A 23,252-nucleotide genomic window follows, 5' to 3' on the forward strand; every position below is an offset into this window, starting at 1 on the left:
AGCGGCGATGTCCACGCAGCGGGGCTATTTCACCGTAGACGAGGTACGCGCGGCGGAGGCCGAGCTGTTCACCCGGGTGCCGGACGGCGTGCCCATGCGGCGTGCGGCGCACGGCCTGGCCACGGTGGTGGCGGGTGAACTGCGGGAGCGTACCGGCGGTGTCGCGGGACGGGCGGTGACCCTGCTGGTCGGATCCGGCGACAACGGCGGCGACGCGCTCTGGGCCGGAGCGCGGTTGCGCCGCCGCGGTGTCGCCGTCACCGCGGTCCTGCTCAACCCGGAGCGGGCGCACGCCGAAGGGCTTGCGGCGCTGCGCGAAGCCGGTGGTCGAGTGGCCGACGACACCGGTGACCCGGACCTGGTGATCGACGGCATCGTCGGCATCTCCGGTCGCGGTCCGCTGCGGCCACGTGCCGCGGAAATCGTTGCGGCGCTGGAGGCTCCGATCGTCGCGGCCGACCTGCCCAGCGGCGTCGACCCGGATACCGGGGCGATCGACGGCCCCGCCATCCGCGCGGAGGTCACCGTCGCCTTCGGCGCCTACAAACCGGTGCACGCCCTCGCCGCGTCGCAGTGCGGCCGAATCGAATTGATCCCTATCGGCTTACGTCTTCCGGAAGCGGATCTCGTCGCACTGGAACCCGCCTCGATCGGCGCCGCGTGGCCGGTGCCAGGCCCGGCCGACGACAAGTACACACAGGGCGTGACCGGTGTATGTGCGGGCAGCGCGACGTATCCGGGCGCCGCTGTGCTGTGCGCGGGTGCTGCCGTCGCCGCGACGTCGGGCATGGTGCGGTATGCCGGAACCGCGGCGGCGGAGGTGTTGCATCACTTTCCCGAAGTGATCGCCACCCAGCAGTTCGCCACCACCGGTCGCGTCCAGTCCTGGGTCTTCGGCCCCGGCGCGGGCACCGACGACGACGCTGGGCAACGCCTTCGCGAGATCCTGGCCACCGACCTCCCGGTGGTGATCGACGCCGACGGGCTGAACCTCCTGGCCGCCGCGCCGGAACTGGTGCGCGATCGCGCGGCCCCGACCGTCCTGACCCCGCACGCGGGCGAGTTCGCTCGGCTCACCGGGCACGAGGTCGGCCCGGACCGACTGGGCGCGGTCCGCGGCCTCGCCGATTCCTGGCAGGTCACGGTGCTGTTGAAGGGCCGCGCCACGCTGGTCGCCGCCCCGGGCCGTCCCGTGCTGGTCAACGAAGCGGGCGGCTCGTGGGCGGCGACAGCGGGCGCGGGCGACGTGCTCTCGGGCATCATCGGGACGCTGCTGGCCGCGGGCCGGGACCCCGCCTGGTCGGCCGCCGCGGCCGCGCGCGTGCACGCGTTGGCCGCGAACCTCGCCGCCCACGACCACGCGCCCGCGGGTACCCCTATCTCGGCGAGCGTCCTGGCCGCGCATGTCCGTCCCGCGATCGGCGTCCTGCGCGGCCTCGCCCACCCCCTGTGAGCTGACGCGCAGGCCCCGACTACGCGGTTGCGCCGACGCTGGGGTCCGGTATCTCCTCGGCTGGAGGATCCCCACGTCCGAGGCGAGCCCGCCCATGGATCGCTGCTTATCACGTGTTGCATCCACCGAGCGGGTCGTCCGCGTTCGGTGTCGTTCATGGCGACGACCACAGGGGACGACCGGCGCGTCAACCGGGTGGAGCCGGAACCGAGCGCGCCCATAGACTCGACCGGAACCAACGCAACGACTGATCTCGAGAGCACATGGGTAACTCGCCGGGTACGCCCAGAACCCAGGTGGCACCGGACGCGGGACCTGAACGCGAATCCTGTACCACCCGACTGGTACGGCCTGAATCCCCGGAGAGGCGGAACGGACTGCCGTGAATGCGCAAGTGGAAACGGTCATCGACCTGGACGCCATCGCCCACAACGTGCGAATCCTGCGCGATCACGCGGGCGACGCGGCGGTGATGGCGGTGGTGAAGGCCGACGGCTACAACCACGGCGCGGTCGAGGTGGCCCGGGCCGCGCTGGCCGCGGGGGCGGCGGAACTGGGTGTGACGACGGTGGCCGAGGCCGTGCAGTTGCGTGCGGCCGGTATCACCGCGCCCATCCTGTGCTGGCTGCACAGCACGGACACCGACTTCGCGGCCGCGGTGGCCGCCGACGTCGAGATCGGAGTGTCCTCGCAGGCCCATCTGCGGGCGGTCGAGGCCGCCGTGCGCGGCACCGGCCGTCCGGCGACGGTGACGCTGAAGGTGGACACCGGCCTGAACCGCAACGGTGTGTTGCCGGCCGAATACCCGCAAGTCCTGACCGCGCTGCGCGCGCTGGTCGACGAGCAGGCGGTGCGCTTGCGCGCGATCTTCTCCCATCTCGCGCACGCCGACGAACCCGGGCATCCCAACAACGACGTGCAACGCGGCCGGTTCCTGGACGCGATCGCCACCGCCAAGGAGCACGGCCTGGAGCCGGAGTTGGTGCACATCGCCAACTCCGCCGCCACCCTCACCCGCCCGGATCTGGCCTTCGACCTGGTCCGGCCCGGTATCGCCATGTATGGCCTGTCCCCGATTCCGGACGACGATTTCGGCCTGCGGCCCGCGATGACGTTCCAGGCCCGGGTCGTCCTGGTCAAGCGGGTGGCCGCGGGCGAAGGCGTCTCCTACGGGCATCAATGGATCGCGCCGCACGACACCACCGTCGCGCTGATTCCCGCCGGTTACGCCGACGGCGTGTTCCGCCCGTTGAGCGGACGATTCGACGTCTGGCTGGGCGGGGCACTGCGCAGGAACGTGGGGCGGGTGTGCATGGACCAGTTCGTCGTCGACCTCGGTGACAACGCGGCGGGTGTCCAGGAAGGCGATACCGCGATCCTCTTCGGTGCGCACCCGCATGCCCAGGACTGGGCGGACCTGCTCGGCACCATCCACTACGAAGTGGTGTGCTCGCCGCGCGGCCGGGTCACCCGCCGCTACACGGGTGGCGTGCGGTGAGCCGCTTCCGGGTGACCCCGCTGCACGGCGGGCTGGCCACGGTGGGTGTCGTCGGTGCGCTGGCCGGCGCCCATGCCCTTCGGCGCGCCGGTGCGCGGGTGCTGTGGCCCGCCCGGGGCGACGACTGCCGCGACGAGAATTTCGGGCTGATCGATGCCGACCGCGCCGCAACGGTGCTCGCCGACGACGGTGTGCCCCTGGCCACGCGCACCTGCGGCCCCGACGACGCGCCGGTGACGGTGATCTTCGTGCACGGCTTCTGCAACAGCATGGCGTCTTTCCACTTTCAGCGGCGTGACCTGGAAAAGCGATGGGGCGCACGGATTCGCATGGTGCTGTTCGATCTGCGCGGGCACGGTCGTTCCGGCGTGCCGAGCGCCGCGAGCTGTACCGTCGCCCAGCTCGGCCGCGATCTCGCCGCCGTGCTGCGCGCCACCGCTGTGGCCGGTCCGGTGGTGCTGGTCGGCCATTCGCTGGGCGGGATGGCGATCCTGGCCGCGGCGGCGCGATTCCCGGACCTGTTCGCGGCCAGAGTGATCGGGATCGCACTCCTGTCGACCACTGCCGCCGGTGTGACCGCGGCGGGTCTCGGGCAGCTGTTGCGCAATCCCGCGATCGACGGCTTCCGGCTGGCCGTGCACACCGCGCCCGCCCTGGTGCAGGCGGGCCGCGTCACCACGAGGCACGTGATCACGCCGATTCTGCACGTCAGCTCGTTCCACGGCCCGGTGAGCCCCACGCTGTCGCGCTTCACGACGCTGATGATCGACCAGACGCCGATGGAGACCATCGTGAAGTTCCTCCAGGCGATCGAGCTGCACGACGAGTCGGCGGCGTTACCCGCGCTGGCGGGCACGCCGGCCCTGGTGCTCGGCGGCGGGCGTGACCTGATCATCCCGTTCCGCAATTCGCGGGCGCTGGCCGCCGCGCTGCCCGGCAGCGAGCTCATCCGGCTGGAAGGCGCGGCGCACATGCCGCATCTGCAGTACCCGGACATCGTCAACGCCGCGCTGGATCGATTGCTCGTGCGTGCGGGCGCGATCGACCCGTCGGCCTCGGAGGTGGCCGGTGGCTGAACCACGGCGACGAATCCTGCCCACCGTCGCCGACACCGAGGCGCTCGGCCGGGAACTGGCCACGGATCTGCGCGCCGGTGATCTGGTGGTGCTCGACGGTCCTTTGGGCGCGGGCAAGACCGCGCTCACCCGTGGCATCGCGGCGGGGCTCGGCGTGCGGGGCCGGGTCAGCTCGCCGACGTTCATCATCGCCCGCCAGCACCGCGCCGGGCAGCGCGAGGACGGACCGCCGGTGCCCCTGGTGCATGTGGACGCCTACCGGCTCGGCGGCGACCTGGACGAGCTGGACGCCCTGGACCTGGACACCGATCTTCATCAGGCGGTGGTCGTGGTGGAGTGGGGCCGCGGCGTGGTGGAGCATCTCGCGGAGCGGCACCTGCGCGTGCTGCTGTCGCGCGAGCCGGATTCGGATGTGCGCACCGCCATCTGGGAATGGGTGGGTTAGCTCTCAGGTAGCTCTGCGTCGGTGCCGCCTACCACCCGGTATCGTTGGCCCAATCATGCTTGTACTAGCCGTCGACACCGCGACACCCGCCGTCACAGCGGGACTGGTGGACCTGGAGCAGGGCGCCGACGCGGCGGACCCCGTCCGGGCACGCACCATCGCCTACCGGGTGCGGGTCGACCCCCGCGCCCATGCCGAGGTGCTCACCCCGCAGATCCTCGAATGCCTCACCGAGGCAGGTCGTTCCAGGACCGACATCGACGCGATCGTCGTCGGCGTCGGTCCGGGTCCGTTCACCGGCCTGCGCGTCGGCATGGCCACCGCGGCCGCGTTCGGTGACGCGCTCGGCATCCCGGTGTACGGCGTGTGCAGCCTCGACGCGATCGCCGCCGACGCGGCCGTCGACCCCGCCGTGCCACCCCCGGTCGAACTCCCGCCCGAGGCCGAGCTGCTCGTGGTGACCGACGCGCGGCGGCGCGAGGTGTACTGGGCGCGGTATCGGGAGGGCGTGCGCGTGGCCGGACCCGAGGTGTGCAAGCCCTCGGAATTGGACGAGGGTCAAGCCACGGCGGTCGCCGGATCCGCCTCGCACGTCGACTTCTTCGATCTTCCTGTGCTCCCCGCCGAAACACCCTCGCCCGCCGGATTGGTGCGCGTGGCCGCCACCGAGCTGCTGTCGCGCAGCGTGCCGGAGCCGCTGGTTCCGCTGTACCTGCGCAGGCCGGACGCGGTCGAGAACGCCTACCGCCGACTCGACCGGACAGGAGCGTGAGGCTGATGGCGTTCCGGATCGAGCCGATGGTGGCCGCCGACATCGCACGCTGCGTCGAACTGGAGCAGTTGCTGTTCCCGGAGGACGACCCGTGGGCCGCCGTGGCGTTCCAGTCCGAGCTGGCCGGCAGGCACAACCGCTACATCACCGCGCGCGACGAGGACGGGCGAACGGTGGGCTACGCGGGTATCGCCCTGCTGGGTGACGCCGAACACCCCGAGGCCGAGGTGCACACCATCGGTGTCGACCCCCGCTGCCATCGCGCGGGCGTCGGCACCCTCCTGCTGGAGGCGCTGCTCGCCGAGGCGGGCAGGCGTGGCGGACCGGTGTTCCTGGAGGTCCGTACCGACAACGCCCCCGCGATCGCGCTGTACGCCAAGCACGGCTTCCACATCATCGGATTGCGCAAGAACTACTACCACCCCAGTGGCGCGGACGCGTACACGATGCGCCGGCCCGCGTTGACCAGCGAGGATCGGTGGCGGACACCGGACGAGGTGCTGTCGTGATCATCATGGGCATCGAAAGTTCCTGCGACGAAACCGGCGTCGGCATCGTCCGCAGGAACCCCGACGGCACCTGCGAACTGCTCGCCGACGAGGTCGCCTCCAGCGTCGACCAGCACGCGCGCTTCGGCGGCGTCGTCCCGGAGATCGCCTCGCGCGCACATCTCGAGGCCATCGTGCCCGCCATGCGCCGCGCGCTGTCGGCGGCGGGTATCGCGAAACCGGACGCGCTGGCGGTGACCATCGGCCCGGGCTTGGCCGGTGCGCTGCTGGTCGGCGTGGCCGCCGCGAAAGCGTATGCGGCGGCGTGGGATGTGCCCTTCTACGCGCTGAATCATCTCGGCGGGCACGTCGCGGTGGACACCCTGGAACACGGGCCGATGCCGCCGTGCGTCGCGCTGCTGGTGTCGGGCGGCCACACCCACCTGCTGCACGTCACGGATCTGTCCGAGCCGATCGTGGAGCTGGGCAGCACCGTCGACGACGCGGCGGGCGAGGCGTTCGACAAGGTGGCGCGCCTGCTCGGGCTGGGTTTCCCCGGCGGTCCGGCGCTGGACGCCGCCGCGGCGGCCGGTGATCCGCGCGCCATCGCGTTTCCCCGTGGCATGACCGGGCCGCGCGACCCGCGCTACGACTTCTCCTTCTCGGGCCTCAAGACCGCGGTGGCCAGGTACGTGGAGGCGGCGCAGCGCGACGGTGTGGCCGCGGACGATCTGCCGATCCCCGACATCGCGGCGTCGTTCCAAGAGTCGGTCGCGGATGTGCTCACCATGAAAGCGATTCGGGCGGCTCAGGATGTCGGCGTCGGCACGCTGGTGCTCGGCGGCGGAGCCACGGCCAACTCGCGGATCCGTTCGATGGCCGAAGAGCGCTGTACTGCGGCAGGTTTGACGCTGCGGGTGCCCAAACCCCGGCTGTGCACGGACAACGGCGTGATGATCGCCGCGCTGGGCGCGCATGTCATCGCGGGTGGCGCGGCCCCTTCGCCGCTGACGGTCGCCACCGACCCCGGTCTGCCGGTGTCGGTCAGTATGGTTCGCTGAACTGCTAGTACTCGGTGGCAGGCCGGGCTGTGACCGATCGGAGTCGGCTGCGATCGCCGGGATCGGCGGTCGGCGATCGGCGATCGGCGATCGGCACACGGATGCCGCCCACGGAGACGTCGACGGGCTCGGGGGACAGCGCCTCGGTGACGCCGGTTGGCAGACGACCGGAGACGAGCGCCCCGGCCTGGGCCCGGCACTCGGCCACATCCACCTGCGCGGAGATCAGTTCGGCGCGAGGAGCCCCGGGTTCGACGCGGACCCCGAATTACCCCGGGGCGGCAACGGCAGGCCCGACCGCGCGGGCGTCTGCGTCGGACTCGTGTCGGGCGCCGTGACGCTGGGCACCGTGGGCCCGAGGGTCCGGCTCGACTGCGGCGAACTGCCCGGTGCGGCATTCGGATTGCCGAACAGCGGACCGAGCAGTTCGGGGAAGGGGATCGGCGGAAGGTTCGGATCCGGGCGCAGTGTGGGCTGCGTGGGCGGAATCACCTGCGTGGTCGTCGAACCGCCGGTGCTGCTCTGCGGCCTGTGCTCCGTGGTCGTCGGCGCGACGCCGGTGCTGTCCGGCATGCGGTCGTGCGTACCGGCCGCCGCGGTCGGGAGCGGTGCGGATGTCGGGTTCGGCAGCTGGGAAGCGCTGCTCGTGGTCCCCGCTGGAGAGACCTCGTCGTCCGCGGTGGGGGAGAACGACTTGACCCCGTACCCGACGATCAGCCCGACGACCACGATCGCACCGGCCAGGGTGCCGAACACCTTCGTGACCGTGCCCGCGGGCGCGTCCCCGCCGAGCGCGCCGACCGGGAACACCGAGGGCTGCACCGAATCGGCGACCAGGGCGGCGCCTTTCGCGGTCACCGCCTCCGGGTCCGGCACGGTGAACACCGGGACGTCCAGCGCGGCGGTGAGGGTGTCGAGCACGGCGGGGATGTTGGCGCCGCCGCCGATGACCGCGACCGCCTGCGGTTGCCGAGGCGCCCGGGCGAACGCCGTGGTGACGAATCGGGCGAGGTCGCGCAGCAGGTCGGCGATCAACTCTTCGAAGTCGGCCCTGGTCAGCTTCAGCGGACGCCCGGCGACGTGGTCGATGGTGACCGCGGGCGCGATGGACAGGTGCTCCTTCGCCGCGCGGCCTCGGTTGGTGAGCATGCCGCGGTTGGGGCGGGTACCGCGCCTGGCGAAGTGCATGTCCACCAGATGCTGATAGATCAGGTCATCGATCGCCTTGCCGCTGACCGTCGCGGTGCGATCGGAACGGAGCAGGGTGCCCTCGGCACGGTCGGCGACGGTGACGCTGAGCCCCGAGGCGCCGAGATCGATGATGGCGACCGTGTCGTAACGGTCCAGCAGGCCGGTGTGCCGCAGGTACGTCAGCGCGGCGGTGCCCTCCGGGATCAGCCGCAGCTCACGCTGTTTGCCGGTGGCCGACCGGATGATCTGCGCCTGCTCCTTGGTGCGGTAGGCGACCGCGACGCTGGTGGGCGGGTGACCGGTCATCGGCTCGAAATCGCGTGGGCCACCCGCGAACCGGCCGACCGGACGGATGATCTCGCGCGGCGGCTGCGTGGTCGGCAACTGGGTGGTCATCAGCTCGATCGAGGACGCCACCAGGTCGCCGAGATCGGAATGGGCCGCGTCGGCGGAGACGACGCGGTAATCGAAGCTCTGCATGCCGTTCGGCGCGGTGGAGACCAACGCCGAGCACACGACCTCGGCCCCGGCCGAGATGCCGAGGGATGTTCGCATGTTCACCTCCCTTCGAGCGGATGGTCATGGTGTCGCCGACCATCTCGAATGGACTGCCGGACCGCCGTATGGATGACGCGCGACCCGGACCGGGAAACGAACCGGCCCCTCGTCCGGGTGGGTCGCGGGGACCGGCCATGGATCACGTGTGTCTTGCTCTCTGGTGAAGCTGGTGGTGCAACGATCGTGCTGCGGCGCTGTGAGTCTCGGCGACGCTGTGGTACCCCTGTGCCGCCGTGCCGCCGCCTGCTCGGCGACGAACCCGGCGGTTGGACCGCAGCCGTCGTCAATAGTGTCACAATCCGTTATCCGAACGTTACTGTTTCCCTGAACTTATCGCCAAGCCCGGTGCGTCATGGGCGCGCCGCGCAAAGTTGGCACCGCCCACCCTTGAGCGCTGGCACTCTCATGTATAGAGTGCTAGTCGGCACTGTGTGTAGTGCTTGTGCCAGCAGCTTGACCACTGGGCAGGGGTCCCGGCACCCGCGACGACGGGGCTATGCGCAGGGTCAGCATCGTGACCAACCGACGAGTCCGGGACAACGGTTCCGGACGACCGAATCCCCTGAAAGTGGAGGGCTCAACGTGGCGAGCGTGAACATCAAGCCGCTCGAGGACAAGATCCTCGTCCAGGCCAACGAGGCCGAGACGACGACGGCCTCCGGCCTGGTCATCCCCGACACGGCGAAGGAGAAGCCGCAAGAGGGCACCGTTGTCGCCGTCGGTCCCGGCCGGTGGGACGACGAGGGCGAGAAGCGCATCCCGCTGGATGTCCAGGAGGGTGACACCGTCATCTACAGCAAGTACGGCGGCACCGAGATCAAGTACCAGGGCGAGGAGTACCTCATCCTGTCGGCGCGCGACGTGCTGGCCGTCGTCACCAAGTAGCCGATCGGGCACGCATGCGTTCCGCCCCGGTGTCTCTAGTGACCCGGGGCGGAACGCGTTCGACGCCGACACTCCGGCAACTGAACACGCGGTGCGAGCGACGGGCCCGTAGGCGGCAGCCTGCGTGACCACGGAGGGCCCCGGGAGCACCGCTCATCGGACACAGCGGTGCGAGCGACGGGCCCGTAGGCGGCAGCCTGCGTGACCACGGAGGGCCCCGGGAGCACCGCATCGGACACAGCGGTGCGAGCGACGGGCGCGGAGCGCCGCAATCCACTACAGGAGCGAATTCCCATGCCAAAGCAGATCGAGTTCGACGAGAAGGCTCGCCGGGCTCTGGAACGCGGCGTCGACAAGCTCGCCGACGCGGTCAAGGTCACCCTGGGCCCGCGCGGACGGCACGTCGTGCTCGCGAAGTCCTTCGGCGGCCCGACCGTCACCAACGACGGCGTCACCATCGCGCGCGACATCGAGCTCGAGGACCCGTTCGAGAACCTCGGCGCGCAGCTGGTCAAGAGCGTCGCCACCAAGACCAACGATGTCGCGGGCGACGGCACCACCACCGCCACCGTGCTGGCCCAGGCGCTGGTTCGTGCCGGGCTGAAGAACGTTGCCGCGGGCGCGAACCCGATCGCGGTCGGCTCCGGCATCGCCAAGGCCGCCGACGCGGTCTCCGAGGCGCTGCTCGCGGTGGCCACCCCGGTCTCCGGCGAGCAGGCCATCGCGCAGGTCGCGACGGTGTCCTCGCGCGACGAGGAGATCGGCGCGATGGTCGGCAAGGCGCTGACCACCGTCGGCAAGGACGGCGTCGTCACCGTCGAGGAGTCCTCGACGCTGCAGACCGAACTGGTCGTCACCGAGGGCGTCCAGTTCGACAAGGGTTACCTGTCGCCGTACTTCATCACCGATCCCGACAGTCAGCAGGCCGTCCTGGAGGACGTGTTCGTCCTGCTGCACCGCGAGAAGATCAGCTCGCTGCCGGACTTCCTGCCGCTGCTGGAGAAGATCGCGGAAAGCGCCAAGCCCGTCCTGATCATCGCCGAGGACGTGGAGGGCGAGGCGCTGTCGACCCTGGTGGTCAACGCCATCCGCAAGACGATCAAGGCCGTCGCGGTGAAGGCGCCGTTCTTCGGCGACCGCCGCAAGGCGTTCCTCGACGACCTTGCCGTGGTCACCGGTGGCACCGTGGTGAACCCGGATCTGGGCATCACGCTGCGCGAGGCGGGCTTGGACGTGCTCGGCAAGGTGCGTCGCGTGGTCGTGACCAAGGACGACACCACGATCATCGACGGCGCCGGTTCCGCGGCGGACGTGGAGGCGCGTGTCGCGCAGCTGCGCCGCGAGATCGAGTCCACCGATTCCGACTGGGATCGCGAGAAGCTCGAGGAGCGGCTGGCCAAGCTGGCCGGTGGCGTCGCGGTGATCAAGGTCGGTGCGGCCACCGAGACCGCGCTCAAGGAGCGCAAGTACCGCGTCGAGGACGCGGTGAGCGCCGCCAAGGCTGCCGTGGAGGAGGGCATCGTGCCCGGTGGCGGCACCGCGCTGGTGCAGGCCGCGAGCAAGCTCGTCGAGCTGCGCGACTCGCTGTCCGGCGACGAAGCCGTCGGCGTCGAGGTGGTGCGCACCGCGCTGCGGGCGCCGCTGTACTGGATCGCCACCAACGCGGGCGTGGACGGCGCGGTGGTGGTCAGCAAGGTGGCCGAGGGCAAGGAGGGCTTCAACGCCGCCACGCTCACCTACGGCGACCTGCTCACCGACGGCGTCGTCGACCCGGTGAAGGTGACCCGTTCGGCCGTCGTGAACGCGGCGTCGGTCGCGCGCATGGTGCTCACCACCGAGAGCGCCGTGGTCGAAAAGCCCGCCGAGGAGCAGAACGAGCACGGCCACCACGGCCACTCGCACTGAGCCGGCCGTCGGGCAGCACAACCCGGCAAGGCCCCCGAACTGCGTGGTTCGGGGGCCTTGCCGGTTCTTACCGCAGGGGACGCGACTACCGGTGCTACCGAGGAGGTTCCGAAGCTCGACACGCTGTCTGCCGCAGAACCGGAAGGGTCGGCGGATGGTCCGGACCGTCCGGCCCGTACGCGTGGAGCGGGAATGCCTGGCGCGACGCCGGGTTCAGCTGGCGACCGGCGGCTGTTCAGCGGCGATGGCCGCGAGTAGGCGGGCGCGCAGCGCAGGCGGCGGTGCGGCCGCCGCGGCTGTGGCGAGAACGGAGAGCGCTTCTTTGGTGTCTCTGACTTCCCGGATGAACTCCGCGCGTAGCACGGGGTCCTCGCTGTCGAACAGTTCCTGCACTTCCTGATGGTCTTCGTCGTCGATCGATCCGAGCGCGACGGTGTGCGCGAGATCGATCTGGCGTTCGTTCATCTCACGTCACCCCCAAACTTTTCTTCAGTCGTGTCAATCCGTCCCGAATACGGGACTTAACCGTAGGTAACCCTACGTCGAGGTAGGTGGCTACCTCCGCATAGGTGCGCCCGCCGTAGTAGGCGAGCGAGATGGCTTCCCGCTGGGTTTCGGTGAGTGTGGCGAGACCAGCCAGGACGGCCTGTTGGTCGAGCCTGCGCTCGACCTCTTCGGTGACCTCGTCGAATTCGTTGCCGAGCACCCGGATCCCGTACGCGACCTCGCGCTGGGTGTGGGCCTGTTCGGCGCGGACCCGGTCGACGGCGCGCCGGTGGGCGAGCGTCATCAACCACGTCACCGCGGAACCCTTCGCCGGGTCGAAGCTCGATGCCATCCGCCAGATCTGCAGATAGACCTCCTGTGTGGTCTCCTCCGCGTATCCAGGATCGTGCAGAACGCGCAACACCAGACCGAAGACGCGCGCACACGTCCGGTCGTACAGTTCGGCGAATGCTTCCTGGTCGGCTCGGCCGCACCGATGCAGAAGCGCGGCGAGCTCGATACTTTCGGCTGCGCGTGCCGTAACCGCAGAATCCACCGTGGGTGGGAAGGCTTCTCTTCGGAACGAGTCGCCCTCTGCGGCTGGCGGCCGCGTTGTCACAACGCTCCATTCTGTGTCATCGGTCACTACCGTAGCGTGCCGCTATGACCTCCCTTCCGGTGGGGTGCCCGCAAGCCCGGCGCGGAACCGGCGCCGCGTGGCGAAATGCGCCGACACGCCGGATATCTCGGGAGAGACACGCCGTGACACGCCGAGCACTGTCGCGCCGTGCCGGAAGGGCGCAGGCACCGTTCCCGGCCTTCGCTCGGCGGCCGGCCGATCGATGGTGACGATCGGAACCCACGCGCCGGCTTCCGGTGCTGAACCGATCACCGTGTCGCGTGAGCGGCTCGACCGGAGCATGTTGCAGTGGCCCGTTGTTTGCTAGGAATTCGACGCCCGGTGGCGTGTGGATGGGAGGGGATTGATTCAGACGGCCATGCGGCGGCGGTTGCGCCGCGCGTGCATCTCGCGCTCGGTCTCCGACATGCCGCCCCAGATGCCATAGGGCTCGCTGACTTTCAGCGCGTGGGTGCGGCATTGCATGAGCACCGGGCAGGTGCGGCAGATCTCCTTGGCACGCATCTCGCGCGCGGTGCGGGCTCGGCCACGCTCGCCATCGGGATGGAAGAACACCGCGGAATCCTGCCCGCGGCACGATCCTCGCATCTGCCAATCCCAGACATCGGCGTTGGGTCCCGGGAGGTGGGTCGGCATGGGCATGGTGAACTCCTCGTGGTGCGAGCTCGTCAGCGTTGTCGAGCAGTTGTCCTGCAACAGTTGTGGGCCACGACGCCGTGTCGGCGAAGGTGCCCGGGCTCGCCCTTCGCGGTCGCTGCAATTTCGCGCGGCGCCGTCTGTGGCGATGAGCTACGTTAGGTCCAGCCGCGAAATTCCGTCAATAGTTCGACGCAGCACTTTTCCAAATCTCGCGCTGCGAAATTTAACCTCCGAACTGTTTACTTTTCGCGTTGGTTCCGGTGATACTGTTCGGTTGGCCGGAGGCCCGTTGTATCCGCATGTGCCGTGTGCGATCAGGTTTACGCAGGTAGGGATGCTTTTTGCGGTGCGGAGCCGCTTCGGCGCGGACGGTGTGCGCATGACGGCGGCCGCGCCCGCGGCCCAAGGGGTCCGGGACCCGCGGATCCGAAGATGGCGGAAACGGGGCGGGCAGGTTAATTACGCGAAACGCGCATGAATTCCCGGCGCGACCGCTCGGTGATTGCCAGGGCTGTATTTACCTAATGGAAACATCGGCTCGGCGGCGGAAATGCCGAGTGCCGGCCGGTCCGCGGTCGCTCGCCTTTCGTCGTCCCGGCCCGCGTGCCGTACAGGATAGAGTGCGCCCGTGTTCGCGCCCGCTCCGCTCGGAGATCCTCACGTCGCGGTCCTCGCCGAGGCCGCCTTCGGCGCCGATCCGGGGCGCGCTGCCGCCGAGTTGCCGCCCGCCTCGGACGCACTCGGCGGGTGGTATCGCGCGGTGGTCCTCGGCGGCCAGGGGCGCTATGCCGCCGCGCGTGCCGAATTGCGAAGGGTATGCAACCACAGCACCGACCCTGTCCTCCTCTCACTGGCGGGAAGTACCGAAGGCTCTTTTCTGCGCCAGCTCGGCAGGCACGAGCGTGCGGCGGCGTTCGACGGGCGGGCCGCGGCGCTGATCCTCACCACCGGCGACCGGGCCGGCTCCGGGGATTCTCCGGTGGAGACGGGCGGTTACCGTCCCAGCCGCGCCGACGCGATCTGTGACGCGCTCACCGGACTCGCCGCCGACGCGGTCGGGACCGGGCGGCTCGCGCTGGCCGATCGGCTGCTGCGGCGCAGCGCGTCGGCGGCACGGCAGCACGGGGCCGGTTGGCGTCCGGCGATCCGCCTGGGCTGGGTGTCCGCCGAAACCGCCCTGGCGGCAGGTGATTTCGAGACCGCGGCCGCGCACGCGGCGGCCGCGCTCGACCTGGCCGACCGATCCCCGTCGGTGCGGCACCAGGTCAAGTCGCGCCTGCTGGTCGCCGCGGCCGACGTGGCCCGCGGCGCGCGCGGACGATCCGGTGTCTCCGCCGAGGACGTCGCCGAGCAGTGCCGTGAACACGGACTGCTGCCGTTGCGATGGGCTTGTGCCATGCTCCGCGCCGGTTCCGGCGCACCGAATGCGGCGGCCGAGGCGGCCGAGTGCGCCGCGCTCATCGCCCGTGCCGGCGGAGCGTTGCGCCCGCTGGGTGGCCGCTAGGTGATCACGGAGTCCACCGTGTTGCCAAGTTCCGGCCACCGGGTCGCTATTGTTAGATCCGTTCCGCCCCTTCGGTGGAAGCACTGGTCGTCACCGGACCGTGCCACTTGTAACGCCAGGAATATCTCTGACGATGACGCACACGGGCGAAGAGTTGGACCTCGCCGTCGCTGCCGCTGCGCAGGGCGACAGATCCGCTTTAGCTCAGGTACTGGAGATGATCCGCCCGCTGGTGGTGCGCTACTGCCGCGCGCGGATCGGAGCCGCGGAGCGTGGGCAGCTCTCCGCGGACGACGTTGCGCAGGAGGTTTGCCTGGCTGTGATGACAGCCTTGCCCAGGTATCAAGACCAGGGCAGGCCCTTCATGGCCTTTGTTTACGGGATCGCTTCGCACAAGGTCGCCGACGCTCATCGCAATGCCGCCCGTAACAAGGCGGAGGCGATGGCCGAAGTACCAGATGTCATATCCACCGACCAGGGACCGGAACAACGAGCTCTCGAATCAGAGACGAGCAGACAGATGAACCGTTTGCTCGCGACGCTTCCCGAGAAGCACCGAGAGATCTTGATCCTGCGCTTGGTCATGGGTTTGTCAGCGGAAGAAACCGCAGTCGCCGTGGGCAGTACGGCGGGTGCGATCCGGGTGGCCCAACACAGGGCACTCGCGAAACTCAAGTCACAAGTGGCGAGGGCAGGTGAAATGTATGGCTAGGGATGGCGAGCGCGGTCGGGGTGACTGGAAGGCGCGGCTTGGATCGCGAAACAGCGGTCCCTACGCCGAGGCGTCCGGGGACACCGGCCCGGTCGACATCGCCGCGGTACGCCGCGACGATGCTCTGATCGACGCCATCGCCAGCGATGGTCCGGTGCACACCGACAGCGCCGAGGAGTATCAGCTCGCGACGTTGCTCGCGGATTGGCGAGCGGAACTGATCGCACCTCCGATGCCGGCCGAACCGGACCTGGATGCGATCGTGGCCGCGGTGAACCAGGAGATCGGCGCGCGGCAGGTTCGCATCGGGGCGCACAGCGGCGGGCGACTAAGGCTTCTCCGCCCGATCATGGGCGCCGCGGCCGCGCTGGCCCTGGTCTTCGGCGGCATGACGGCGTTCTCGTACAACGCGGAGCCGGGTGATCCGCTGTGGCGGGTCAAAGAGGTGGTATTCAGCGAGCAGGCCCAGACCACCGTGGTGCAGCGTGCGGGCAACGATCTGAACGAGGCGTCGACGCTGGTCACGCAGAATCCCGCCGAGGCGAAGGTGCGCTTGGAGCGGGCCAAGGAGAACGCCGCGCAGGTCAGCGATCCGGATAAGCGCGCCGATCTGATGGCGGAGTGGGAGCGGTTGCTCGCGGCACTGCGCGAGGTGGAACCGGAACTGGCCGACCAGCTCGAATCGACGATGCCCAAGACCACCGATCCGCGCGCCACCCCCGGCACAAGTGCGACGACGAAGCCCAACCAGTCGACCGGCGGCACATCCACGATCGTGCAGCGGCCGGGCGATGCGACGAAGCCTTCGACCACGGTCGATGCCACCGCTCCGAACGGGGGCGGAACCTCGAACGGCGGCGGCGCGCCGACCACGGCGCCGCCGGTCACCACGGTCCCGCCGGTGACCACCCAGCCGCCGGCGACCGTGGAACCGACGGTTCCGCAGGAGCCGCCGGTCACGGAGGTCAAGCCGCCGCCCACCGGTGGGCCCACGGCGGACACCGGTAATCCGTCGGCGCCGCAGCCGCAGCAGCCGCCCACCGCGCCCACGCCGGGCAACACCGGTACGAACAACAACAATCAGCCGCCGACCTTCAGCGTGCCCGTCATCCCCAACCCGGGGTCGTTCGTGCCGCCCGGTCGCTGATAGACGCGATATCGGACAGGGCAAGAGCCGATCGCCGGCAAGGCGGTCGGTTTTTGTCTTTGCGGTGCCGCTCTGTGCAGCGAGGCATCGGGCCGTGATTCATCGGCGTGTCGGCCCGCGACGGGGCCTCGATGTCCGCTTGCCGAAGCGAGTGTGTGCGTCGAGAATCACATCGGCAAGGGATGGGTACGCGCGCCTCGCGAGGCCCGCGTGCGTATCGGTGAGGCCGGTCTCAGCCGTCGAATCCGTCGAACCCGTCGCCGTGGAAAGCCTCGTTCATCGAGGCATCCGCGTAGCCCCGGCAGTAATCCCAGGTGACGTACGCTTCCGGCGTCGGGTCGTAGGCGGGCTCGTGCGGGCGGACCGTGCCGTCGACCAGCAACTGAAGCAAGTTGGCGCGCAACATGTCCCAGTCGTGGTAATGGTCCTGCCTGCAGTCTTCGCAGCTGACCACGAGGCCGCGGATGCCGCGGTGGGCCAGCAGCGCCTCGTAGACCGCGAGGTCGGCGAGATCCTCCTCGACCGCAAGGCGCTCGTGGGGATCCAGCGGTTCGCCGGGCTCGATGGCGTCGAGCGCGGCGGACGGGTCGGAGGGGTCTCCGGCGAACGGATCCGGCGGCAAGCCAGGTGGTAGATGGTCACGCACATCCCCACGGTACGCAGAACAGGGTGGTCTGCGCCAGCGATGCGGCCCGCCAGTTTCGGTGGTGGGCTCACTTCGTCGGCGAGTTCACCGGACAGATACCATGGAGCACAGGCTACGGCGGGTCCCGACCGCACCGCCGCCGAACCACGTCCATCCCATCAGCCGTCACGGCGCAGGTTATGCCTGCGCCGGTCGCTATCGACGTCCAGGAGGGGTCGATCCGAATGAGTAATCCCGTACCGGGCGAACGACTCGCAGTCCGCCCTCCTACGGGTGGCGACGATCCGAACAAGATCGCCATGCTCGGCCTCACATTCGATGATGTGCTGTTGCTGCCTGCCGCCTCGGATCTCATCCCCAGTTCCGTGGAGACCTCCAGCCGGCTCACCAGGGAGATCCGTCTGCGCACCCCGCTGGTCAGTTCGGCCATGGACACGGTGACCGAGGCGCGGATGGCGATCGCCATGGCGCGCGCGGGCGGCATGGGCGTGTTGCACCGCAACCTCTCGGCGGCCGACCAGGCCGCCCAGGTGGAGACGGTCAAGCGGTCCGAGGCCGGCATGGTCACCGACCCGGTGACCTGCCGCCCGAACGACACCCTCGCCGAGGTCGACGCCATGTGCGCCAGGTTCCGCATCTCCGGGCTTCCGGTGGTGGACGAGACCGGTGCGCTTGTGGGCATCATCACCAACCGCGACATGCGGTTCGAGGTGGACCAGAACCGCCGCGTCGCCGACGTGATGACCAAGGCTCCGCTGATCACCGCGCAGGAGGGCGTGACCGCCGAGGCCGCGCTGGGGCTGCTGCGCAGGCACAAGGTGGAGAAGCTGCCGATCGTCGACGGCAACGGGCGGCTGCGCGGCCTGATCACCGTCAAGGACTTCGTCAAGACCGATCAGTACCCCGACGCGACCAAGGACCGCGACGGCCGCCTGCTGGTCGGCGCCGCGGTCGGTGTCGGCGAGGACGCGTGGTCGCGTGCCATGACGCTGGCCGACGCGGGCGTCGACGTGCTGGTGGTGGACACCGCGCACGGTCATCAGGCGCAGGTGCTGCAGATGGTGACCAAGGTGAAGACCGAGGTCGGCGACCGGATCCAGGTGGTCGGCGGCAATGTGGCGACACGTGCGGGCGCGTCGGCCCTGGTCGAAGCGGGCGCGGACGCGGTCAAGGTAGGTGTCGGCCCCGGCTCGATCTGCACCACGCGCGTCGTCGCGGGCGTCGGCGCGCCGCAGATCACCGCGATCCTGGAGGCGGTCGCCGCGTGCAAGCCCGCGGGCGTCCCGGTGATCGCCGACGGCGGCATCCAGTTCTCCGGCGACATCGCCAAAGCCATCGCCGCCGGCGCGTCCACCGTGATGCTCGGCTCGCTGCTCGCTGGCACCGCCGAGTCGCCGGGCGAGCTGATCCTTGTCGGCGGCAAGCAGTTCAAGAGCTACCGCGGCATGGGCTCGCTGGGCGCCATGCAGGGGCGCGGCCAGGCCAAGTCGTTCTCCAAGGACCGCTACTTCCAGGACGACGTGCTGGCCGAGGACAAGCTGGTCCCCGAGGGCATCGAAGGCAGGGTGCCGTTCCGCGGCCCGGTCAACCAGGTGATCCACCAGCTGGTCGGCGGCCTGCGCGCCGCCATGGGCTACACCGGCTCCCAGTCGATCGCGCATCTGCAGGAGGCCCAGTTCGTGCAGATCACCGCGGCGGGCCTCAAGGAGAGCCATCCGCACGACATCACCATGACCGTCGAGGCCCCTAACTACACGGGACGCGGCTAGCCCACTAGGTTCATGTACAGGACCAACCGGTCCGTGCATGATAAGAGCTGGCTGACCGGCTGTGGCGGTGAGCAGGCTGGACGGTAGCCGGCGGCGCGTTTCGTGCTGCCCGCCTGCCCCGTAAATGACCACTGGAGGCGCGAGTCTTACGAGCGCCGTTCGCGGCTCGGCTCGTGTCCGAGTGGGCGAAGCGCATGCGACGAAGTCGCGAGTCTCGCCCGCTCGGACACGAGCCATGAGGGGGCCGCGAATACGCAGCGCCGCAGGCGCTGCACATTAGACAAGGAGATTTCGCGTGCGCGACATGGTGGAGATCGGCATGGGCCGGACCGCCCGGCGTACCTATGAGCTGGACGACGTCGACATCGTCCCCTCGCGCCGGACCCGCTCGTCGAAGCAGGTTTCGCTGTCCTGGCAGCTGGATGCCTACCGTTTCGAGATCCCGTTTCTCGCGCATCCCACCGACGCGCTGGTATCGCCGGAGTTCGCCATCGAGCTCGGCCGCCTCGGCGGGCTCGGCGTGATCAACGGCGAGGGTCTGTGGGCGCGGCACGCCGATGTCGGTGCCAAGATCGACCAGCTGCTCGAGCTGGTCGGCAAGGGCGGCTACGAGCGCGCCGTGGCGCTGCTGCAGGAACTGCACGCCGCGCCGATGCAGCCGGACCTGCTCGCCGCCGCGGTCGCGCAGGTCCGCGCCGCCGGTGTCACCGTGGCGGTGCGGGTGAGCCCGCAGAACGCCCGCACGCTCACCCCGGCGCTGCTGCAGGCGGGCATCGACCTGCTTGTGGTGCACGGCACGATCATCTCCGCCGAGCATGTCGGCGACGGTGAGCCACTGAACCTGAAGACCTTCATCGCCGAGCTGGATGTGCCCGTGGTCGCGGGCGGCGTGAGCGATCACCGCACCGCGCTGCACCTGATGCGCACCGGGGCGGCGGGTGTCATCGTCGGCTACGGCTCCTACGCCGGCGCGACGACCACCGGTGAGGTGCTGGGCATCGGTGTGCCGATGGCCACCGCGATCGCGGATGCCGCGGCCGCGCGCCGCGACTACCTGGACGAGACCGGCGGCCGCTACGTGCACGTCATCGCGGACGGTGACGTCGCCACCTCGGGGCAGCTGGCCAAGGCGATCGCGTGCGGCGCGGACGCCGCCATGCTCGGAGTTCCGCTCGCCGTCGCCGCGGAGGCGCCGGGCCGCGGCTGGTACTGGCCGTCGGCGGCCGCGCACCCGTCGGTGCCGCGCGGGTCGATGCTGCATGTCGACGATCCCTGGGATCTCGGTGGCGAGCCGGTCGGCGACACGGTGCGTCCGAGCCTGGAGCGGGTGCTGTTCGGGCCGTCCGACGATCCGTTCGGATCGCTGAACCTCGTTGGTGGACTGCGTCGTTCGATGGCGAAGGCCGGTTACTCGGATCTGAAGGAATTCCAGAAGGTCGGCCTCAGCGTGCGCGCCTGAGGTGTGTTCGATTTGCAGCGCCCGCGGCGCTGCAAACGGCGCTCGTAAAGATTCGCTTCTCGCGCATGCTTCGTTCGTGATGGCGCCACAACGGTTCCCGTTGCTCGATTGACGCTCGCCTGGGTGGATTCACCGCACGCGGGTCGGTTTCGTTCTGGCGCGCAGGAATTGGCGGATCGCGTGGTTCACCGGTTCGGGGTGGGTCATCGTCACCGCCAGTCGGGCGTCCGCGATCTCGATGAACGTGGCGCCGGACAGGCCGTGAGCCAGTTCCTGGGCGCGTTCGCGGCCCATGCCGCTGTGGGTGGGGTGGATCACCAGAGCGGGACAAGCGATTTCGCGCAGGCGATCCAGCACCGAATCCCGGCTGAGCAGGCAGCCTGCCGCGACTTCGATGCCGCGACGGTCGCGCACCAACCATCGCTGGGTCCAGATCTGGCGGTACCACTCGTCGTCGCCGATCAGCCAGGAAGCCAGCTGGTGCACGGCCCGTTCGCGGGAGCCGTCGTCGTACCACTCTTCGAGGAATTTCCGGGTTGCGGTGGACTGCTGCGGGGTCGGACCGTGCGCTTCGGTGCTGATCAGGATCAGAGCGGAGACGCGTTCCGGCGCGATCAAGGCGGTGCGCAGCGCGGTGAAGCCGCCCTGGGCGGTGCCGCCGATGACGGCCTGTTCGGCGCCGAGATGATCGAGGATGGTCAGCGCGTCGCGGGCCGCGGTCCAGTAGGTGAAGGGTAGGCCCTCGTCCCTGGTGCGGCCGTGGCCGCGGGCATCCCAGGAGACGATCCGGAACTCCGGTGCGAGCGCGGCCATTTGGGCGGCGAACATGGTGCGGTCCATGAAGAACTCGTGCGCCAGCAGTACCACCGGGCCGTCCCCGCCGCTGTCCTCGTAATGGATGTCGGCATCGATCGCGCGGGCGAAGGGCACGAGCAGAAGGATAACCAGCCGGCCCGGCAACGGGTGACGATTCGGGCGGTCGGCTCGCCTCCCGCGCGAGGGCGCTGTGCCGATGATTCGCTCGTTTCGCCGCTCACTAAACTGGGTGGGTGGCACAAACCCAGAGACCGGTCCTCGTCGTCGACTTCGGAGCACAGTACGCCCAGCTGATCGCGCGGCGGGTTCGCGAGTCGAGCGTGTTCTCGGAGGTGGTTCCGCACACCGCGACGGTGGAGGAGATCGCCGACAAGCAGCCGCTCGCGGTGATCCTGTCCGGCGGCCCGGCCAGCGTGTACGCCGAGGGCGCGCCGCAGCTGGACCCGCGGTTGTTCGAGCTGGGACTGCCGGTCTTCGGCATCTGCTACGGCTTCCAGGCGATGGCCCAAGCACTCGGTGGCACGGTCGCGCACACCGGCACCCGCGAATACGGGCGCACCGAACTGAACATCGATGGCGGTTTGCTGCACGGCGGCCTGCCCACCATTCAGCCGGTGTGGATGAGCCACGGTGACGCGGTCACCGACGCGCCGGAGGGCTTCGAGGTCACCGGCACCACCGCGGGCGCTCCGGTCGCCGCGTTCGAGGACCGCGCGCGCCGCCTGGCCGGTGTGCAGTACCACCCGGAGGTGCTGCATTCTCCGCACGGCCAGCAGGTGCTGAGCCGGTTCCTGCACGAGCTCGCCGGCATCCCCTCCACCTGGACTCCGGCGAACATCGCCGACTCGCTGGTCGCCTCGGTGCGCGAGCAGATCGGTGACGGGCACGCGATCTGCGGGCTGTCCGGCGGGGTGGACAGCGCCGTCGCCGCCGCCCTGGTGCAGCGTGCCATCGGCGACCGGCTGACCTGCGTGTTCGTCGACCACGGTCTGTTGCGGGCGGGGGAGCGCGAGCAGGTGCAGCAGGATTTCGTCGCCGCGACCGGCGCCAAGCTGGTGACCGTCGACGCGGTGGACAAATTCCTCGGCGAGTTGAAGGGCGTGACCGATCCCGAGGAGAAGCGCAAGACCATCGGCCGGGAGTTCATCCGCTCCTTCGAGGACGCGGTGGGCGAGGTGGTGCTCGAGCACGGCGAGGCCGACGGCGCGACGCCGAAGGTCGAGTTCCTGGTGCAGGGCACGCTCTATCCGGACGTCGTCGAGTCCGGCGGCGGCACCGGCACCGCCAACATCAAAAGCCATCACAATGTCGGCGGCCTGCCCGACGACCTGGAGTTCGAACTCGTCGAACCGCTGCGGCTGCTGTTCAAGGACGAGGTGCGCGCGGTCGGCCGCGAACTCGGTCTGCCCGAGGAAATCGTTGCCCGCCAACCCTTCCCCGGGCCCGGTCTGGCCATCCGGATCGTCGGTGAGGTCACCGCGGACCGGCTGGAGACGCTGCGCCAGGCCGATGCCATCGCCCGCGAGGAATTGACCGCGGCCGGTCTGGACGGACAGATCTGGCAGTGCCCGGTCGTGCTGCTCGCGGAGGTTCGCAGCGTCGGTGTCCAGGGTGACGGCCGCACCTACGGTCACCCGATCGTGCTGCGCCCGGTCTCCAGTGAGGACGCCATGACCGCCGACTGGACCCGGCTGCCCTACGAGGTGCTCGAACGCATCTCCACCCGGATCACCAACGAGGTGCCGGAGGTCAATCGCGTGGTCCTGGACGTGACCAGCAAGCCGCCGGGCACCATCGAGTGGGAGTGATCTCCCGGCCGCCCACCCGGCGATAGCGGCTCGTCGTCACCTGGGCCGCGGACGAGGTCAGCGGGGGCGGTGGAAGGCGCTGTGCAGAATCAGGTGCCCCAGCAGCGCACCGTTGGCGCTGCCGGGGCGGGGATCCGGCGGTGTGGTTCGCGCGGTGGGACGCGCCGGATCGGTGGGTTCGTCGGGGTTCATTCGATTCTCCTGTCGTACGACGATCAGGGGGAGTGCGGTCCGGCCCGAGTGATCGCTGGGGATGAACGTGGCACGGCCCGTCCGGATGGACGGGCCGTGCGG

General features: G+C 69.8%; 22 protein-coding genes. 15 read left to right on the plus strand and 7 right to left on the minus strand.

Features of this window, described 5'->3' with window-relative positions:
* Positions 1–7 precede the first annotated feature (7 nt).
* The 7 genes from NA8_RS17725 (at position 8) to tsaD (ending at position 6,793) form a co-directional block, all read left to right on the plus strand.
* Positions 8–1,453 carry an NAD(P)H-hydrate dehydratase gene (locus NA8_RS17725; RefSeq protein ID WP_063051503.1) on the plus strand — a complete coding sequence of 482 codons (1,446 nt, stop codon included), beginning with the start codon at positions 8–10 and terminating at the stop codon, positions 1,451–1,453.
* A 382-nt stretch (positions 1,454–1,835) separates the two neighbouring features.
* Positions 1,836–2,951 carry an alanine racemase gene (gene alr, locus NA8_RS17730; protein WP_245663891.1) on the plus strand — a complete coding sequence of 372 codons (1,116 nt, stop codon included), beginning with the start codon at positions 1,836–1,838 and terminating at the stop codon, positions 2,949–2,951.
* Entirely contained in the window at positions 2,948–4,027 is a 1,080-nt protein-coding gene (locus NA8_RS17735) for an alpha/beta fold hydrolase (RefSeq protein ID WP_063051544.1), read from the plus strand. The genes alr and NA8_RS17735 overlap by 4 nt, the downstream gene beginning before the upstream one ends.
* Entirely contained in the window at positions 4,020–4,472 is a 453-nt protein-coding gene (gene tsaE / locus NA8_RS17740) for a tRNA (adenosine(37)-N6)-threonylcarbamoyltransferase complex ATPase subunit type 1 TsaE (protein ID WP_063051505.1), read from the plus strand. Before NA8_RS17735 ends, tsaE begins: the two co-directional genes overlap by 8 nt.
* A 55-nt stretch (positions 4,473–4,527) precedes the next feature.
* Positions 4,528–5,244 carry a tRNA (adenosine(37)-N6)-threonylcarbamoyltransferase complex dimerization subunit type 1 TsaB gene (tsaB, locus tag NA8_RS17745; RefSeq protein WP_063051506.1) on the plus strand — a complete coding sequence of 239 codons (717 nt, stop codon included), beginning with the start codon at positions 4,528–4,530 and terminating at the stop codon, positions 5,242–5,244.
* Positions 5,245–5,249: 5 nt separating this feature from the next.
* Positions 5,250–5,753, plus strand: coding sequence for a ribosomal protein S18-alanine N-acetyltransferase (rimI, locus tag NA8_RS17750; RefSeq protein ID WP_063051507.1), 504 nt, complete (start codon positions 5,250–5,252; stop codon positions 5,751–5,753).
* Entirely contained in the window at positions 5,750–6,793 is a 1,044-nt protein-coding gene (tsaD, locus tag NA8_RS17755) for a tRNA (adenosine(37)-N6)-threonylcarbamoyltransferase complex transferase subunit TsaD (protein ID WP_063051508.1), read from the plus strand. Before rimI ends, tsaD begins: the two co-directional genes overlap by 4 nt.
* Before the next feature lie 225 nt (positions 6,794–7,018).
* On the opposite strand, the gene NA8_RS17765 is transcribed toward tsaD, so the two are convergent.
* On the minus strand, positions 7,019–8,539 hold the full coding sequence (locus tag NA8_RS17765; protein WP_063051510.1) for a DUF7159 family protein: 1,521 nt from the start codon (positions 8,537–8,539) through the stop codon (positions 7,019–7,021).
* A gap of 585 nt (positions 8,540–9,124) precedes the next feature.
* On the opposite strand from NA8_RS17765, the gene groES reads away from it, so the two are divergent.
* Both groES and groL read left to right on the plus strand, forming a co-directional pair.
* On the plus strand, positions 9,125–9,427 hold the full coding sequence (groES, locus tag NA8_RS17770) for a co-chaperone GroES (protein WP_028479292.1): 303 nt from the start codon (positions 9,125–9,127) through the stop codon (positions 9,425–9,427).
* 294 nt (positions 9,428–9,721) lie between these two features.
* Positions 9,722–11,332 carry a chaperonin GroEL gene (groL, locus tag NA8_RS17775; protein ID WP_063051511.1) on the plus strand — a complete coding sequence of 537 codons (1,611 nt, stop codon included), beginning with the start codon at positions 9,722–9,724 and terminating at the stop codon, positions 11,330–11,332.
* Positions 11,333–11,545: 213 nt separating this feature from the next.
* Here the strand turns inward: groL and NA8_RS17780 are convergent, their stop codons facing one another.
* The 3 genes from NA8_RS17780 to NA8_RS17790 form a co-directional block, all read right to left on the minus strand.
* A complete protein-coding gene (locus NA8_RS17780; RefSeq protein WP_063051512.1) occupies positions 11,546–11,797 on the minus strand; it encodes an RskA family anti-sigma factor in 252 nt (83 codons plus the stop codon).
* Position 11,798: 1 nt separating this feature from the next.
* Positions 11,799–12,374, minus strand: coding sequence for a sigma-70 family RNA polymerase sigma factor (locus NA8_RS17785; protein WP_040864969.1), 576 nt, complete (start codon positions 12,372–12,374; stop codon positions 11,799–11,801).
* A gap of 432 nt (positions 12,375–12,806) precedes the next feature.
* A complete protein-coding gene (locus NA8_RS17790; RefSeq protein WP_040865039.1) occupies positions 12,807–13,100 on the minus strand; it encodes a WhiB family transcriptional regulator in 294 nt (97 codons plus the stop codon).
* Between the two features lie 625 nt (positions 13,101–13,725).
* Between NA8_RS17790 and NA8_RS17795 the strand changes: the two genes are divergently transcribed.
* From NA8_RS17795 to NA8_RS17805, 3 genes are all read left to right on the plus strand, one after another.
* A complete protein-coding gene (locus NA8_RS17795; RefSeq protein ID WP_063051513.1) occupies positions 13,726–14,601 on the plus strand; it encodes a hypothetical protein in 876 nt (291 codons plus the stop codon).
* 133 nt (positions 14,602–14,734) lie between these two features.
* Positions 14,735–15,313 (plus strand): sigma-70 family RNA polymerase sigma factor, encoded by a 579-nt coding sequence (locus NA8_RS17800; RefSeq protein WP_040864971.1) that lies wholly within the window; start codon positions 14,735–14,737, stop codon positions 15,311–15,313.
* On the plus strand, positions 15,306–16,460 hold the full coding sequence (locus tag NA8_RS17805; protein WP_063051514.1) for an anti-sigma-D factor RsdA: 1,155 nt from the start codon (positions 15,306–15,308) through the stop codon (positions 16,458–16,460). The genes NA8_RS17800 and NA8_RS17805 overlap by 8 nt, the downstream gene beginning before the upstream one ends.
* Positions 16,461–16,692: 232 nt before the next feature.
* On the opposite strand, the gene NA8_RS17810 is transcribed toward NA8_RS17805, so the two are convergent.
* Positions 16,693–17,106, minus strand: coding sequence for a DUF5319 domain-containing protein (locus tag NA8_RS17810; protein WP_039795739.1), 414 nt, complete (start codon positions 17,104–17,106; stop codon positions 16,693–16,695).
* A 224-nt stretch (positions 17,107–17,330) separates the two neighbouring features.
* On the opposite strand from NA8_RS17810, the gene guaB reads away from it, so the two are divergent.
* The gene (gene guaB, locus NA8_RS17815; RefSeq protein WP_281199074.1) at positions 17,331–18,875 is read left to right on the plus strand and encodes an IMP dehydrogenase; all 1,545 of its coding nucleotides are present in this window, start codon (positions 17,331–17,333) and stop codon (positions 18,873–18,875) included.
* Between the two features lie 295 nt (positions 18,876–19,170).
* The gene (locus tag NA8_RS17820) at positions 19,171–20,334 is read left to right on the plus strand and encodes a GuaB3 family IMP dehydrogenase-related protein (RefSeq protein WP_063051515.1); all 1,164 of its coding nucleotides are present in this window, start codon (positions 19,171–19,173) and stop codon (positions 20,332–20,334) included.
* A gap of 129 nt (positions 20,335–20,463) precedes the next feature.
* Here the strand turns inward: NA8_RS17820 and NA8_RS17825 are convergent, their stop codons facing one another.
* On the minus strand, positions 20,464–21,264 hold the full coding sequence (locus tag NA8_RS17825; RefSeq protein ID WP_063051546.1) for an alpha/beta fold hydrolase: 801 nt from the start codon (positions 21,262–21,264) through the stop codon (positions 20,464–20,466).
* A 119-nt stretch (positions 21,265–21,383) separates the two neighbouring features.
* Between NA8_RS17825 and guaA the strand changes: the two genes are divergently transcribed.
* Positions 21,384–22,958 carry a glutamine-hydrolyzing GMP synthase gene (guaA, locus tag NA8_RS17830; protein WP_063051516.1) on the plus strand — a complete coding sequence of 525 codons (1,575 nt, stop codon included), beginning with the start codon at positions 21,384–21,386 and terminating at the stop codon, positions 22,956–22,958.
* A gap of 57 nt (positions 22,959–23,015) precedes the next feature.
* Here guaA and NA8_RS35550 read toward each other — a convergent pair whose 3' ends face one another.
* Positions 23,016–23,150: a hypothetical protein gene (locus tag NA8_RS35550; protein WP_281032503.1), complete on the minus strand. Its 135-nt coding sequence runs from the start codon at positions 23,148–23,150 to the stop codon at positions 23,016–23,018.
* Positions 23,151–23,252: the final 102 nt, after the last annotated feature.

The sequence above is a fragment of the Nocardia arthritidis NBRC 100137 genome (assembly GCF_001612765.1).
Classification (GTDB): Bacteria; Actinomycetota; Actinomycetes; order Mycobacteriales; family Mycobacteriaceae; genus Nocardia; species Nocardia arthritidis.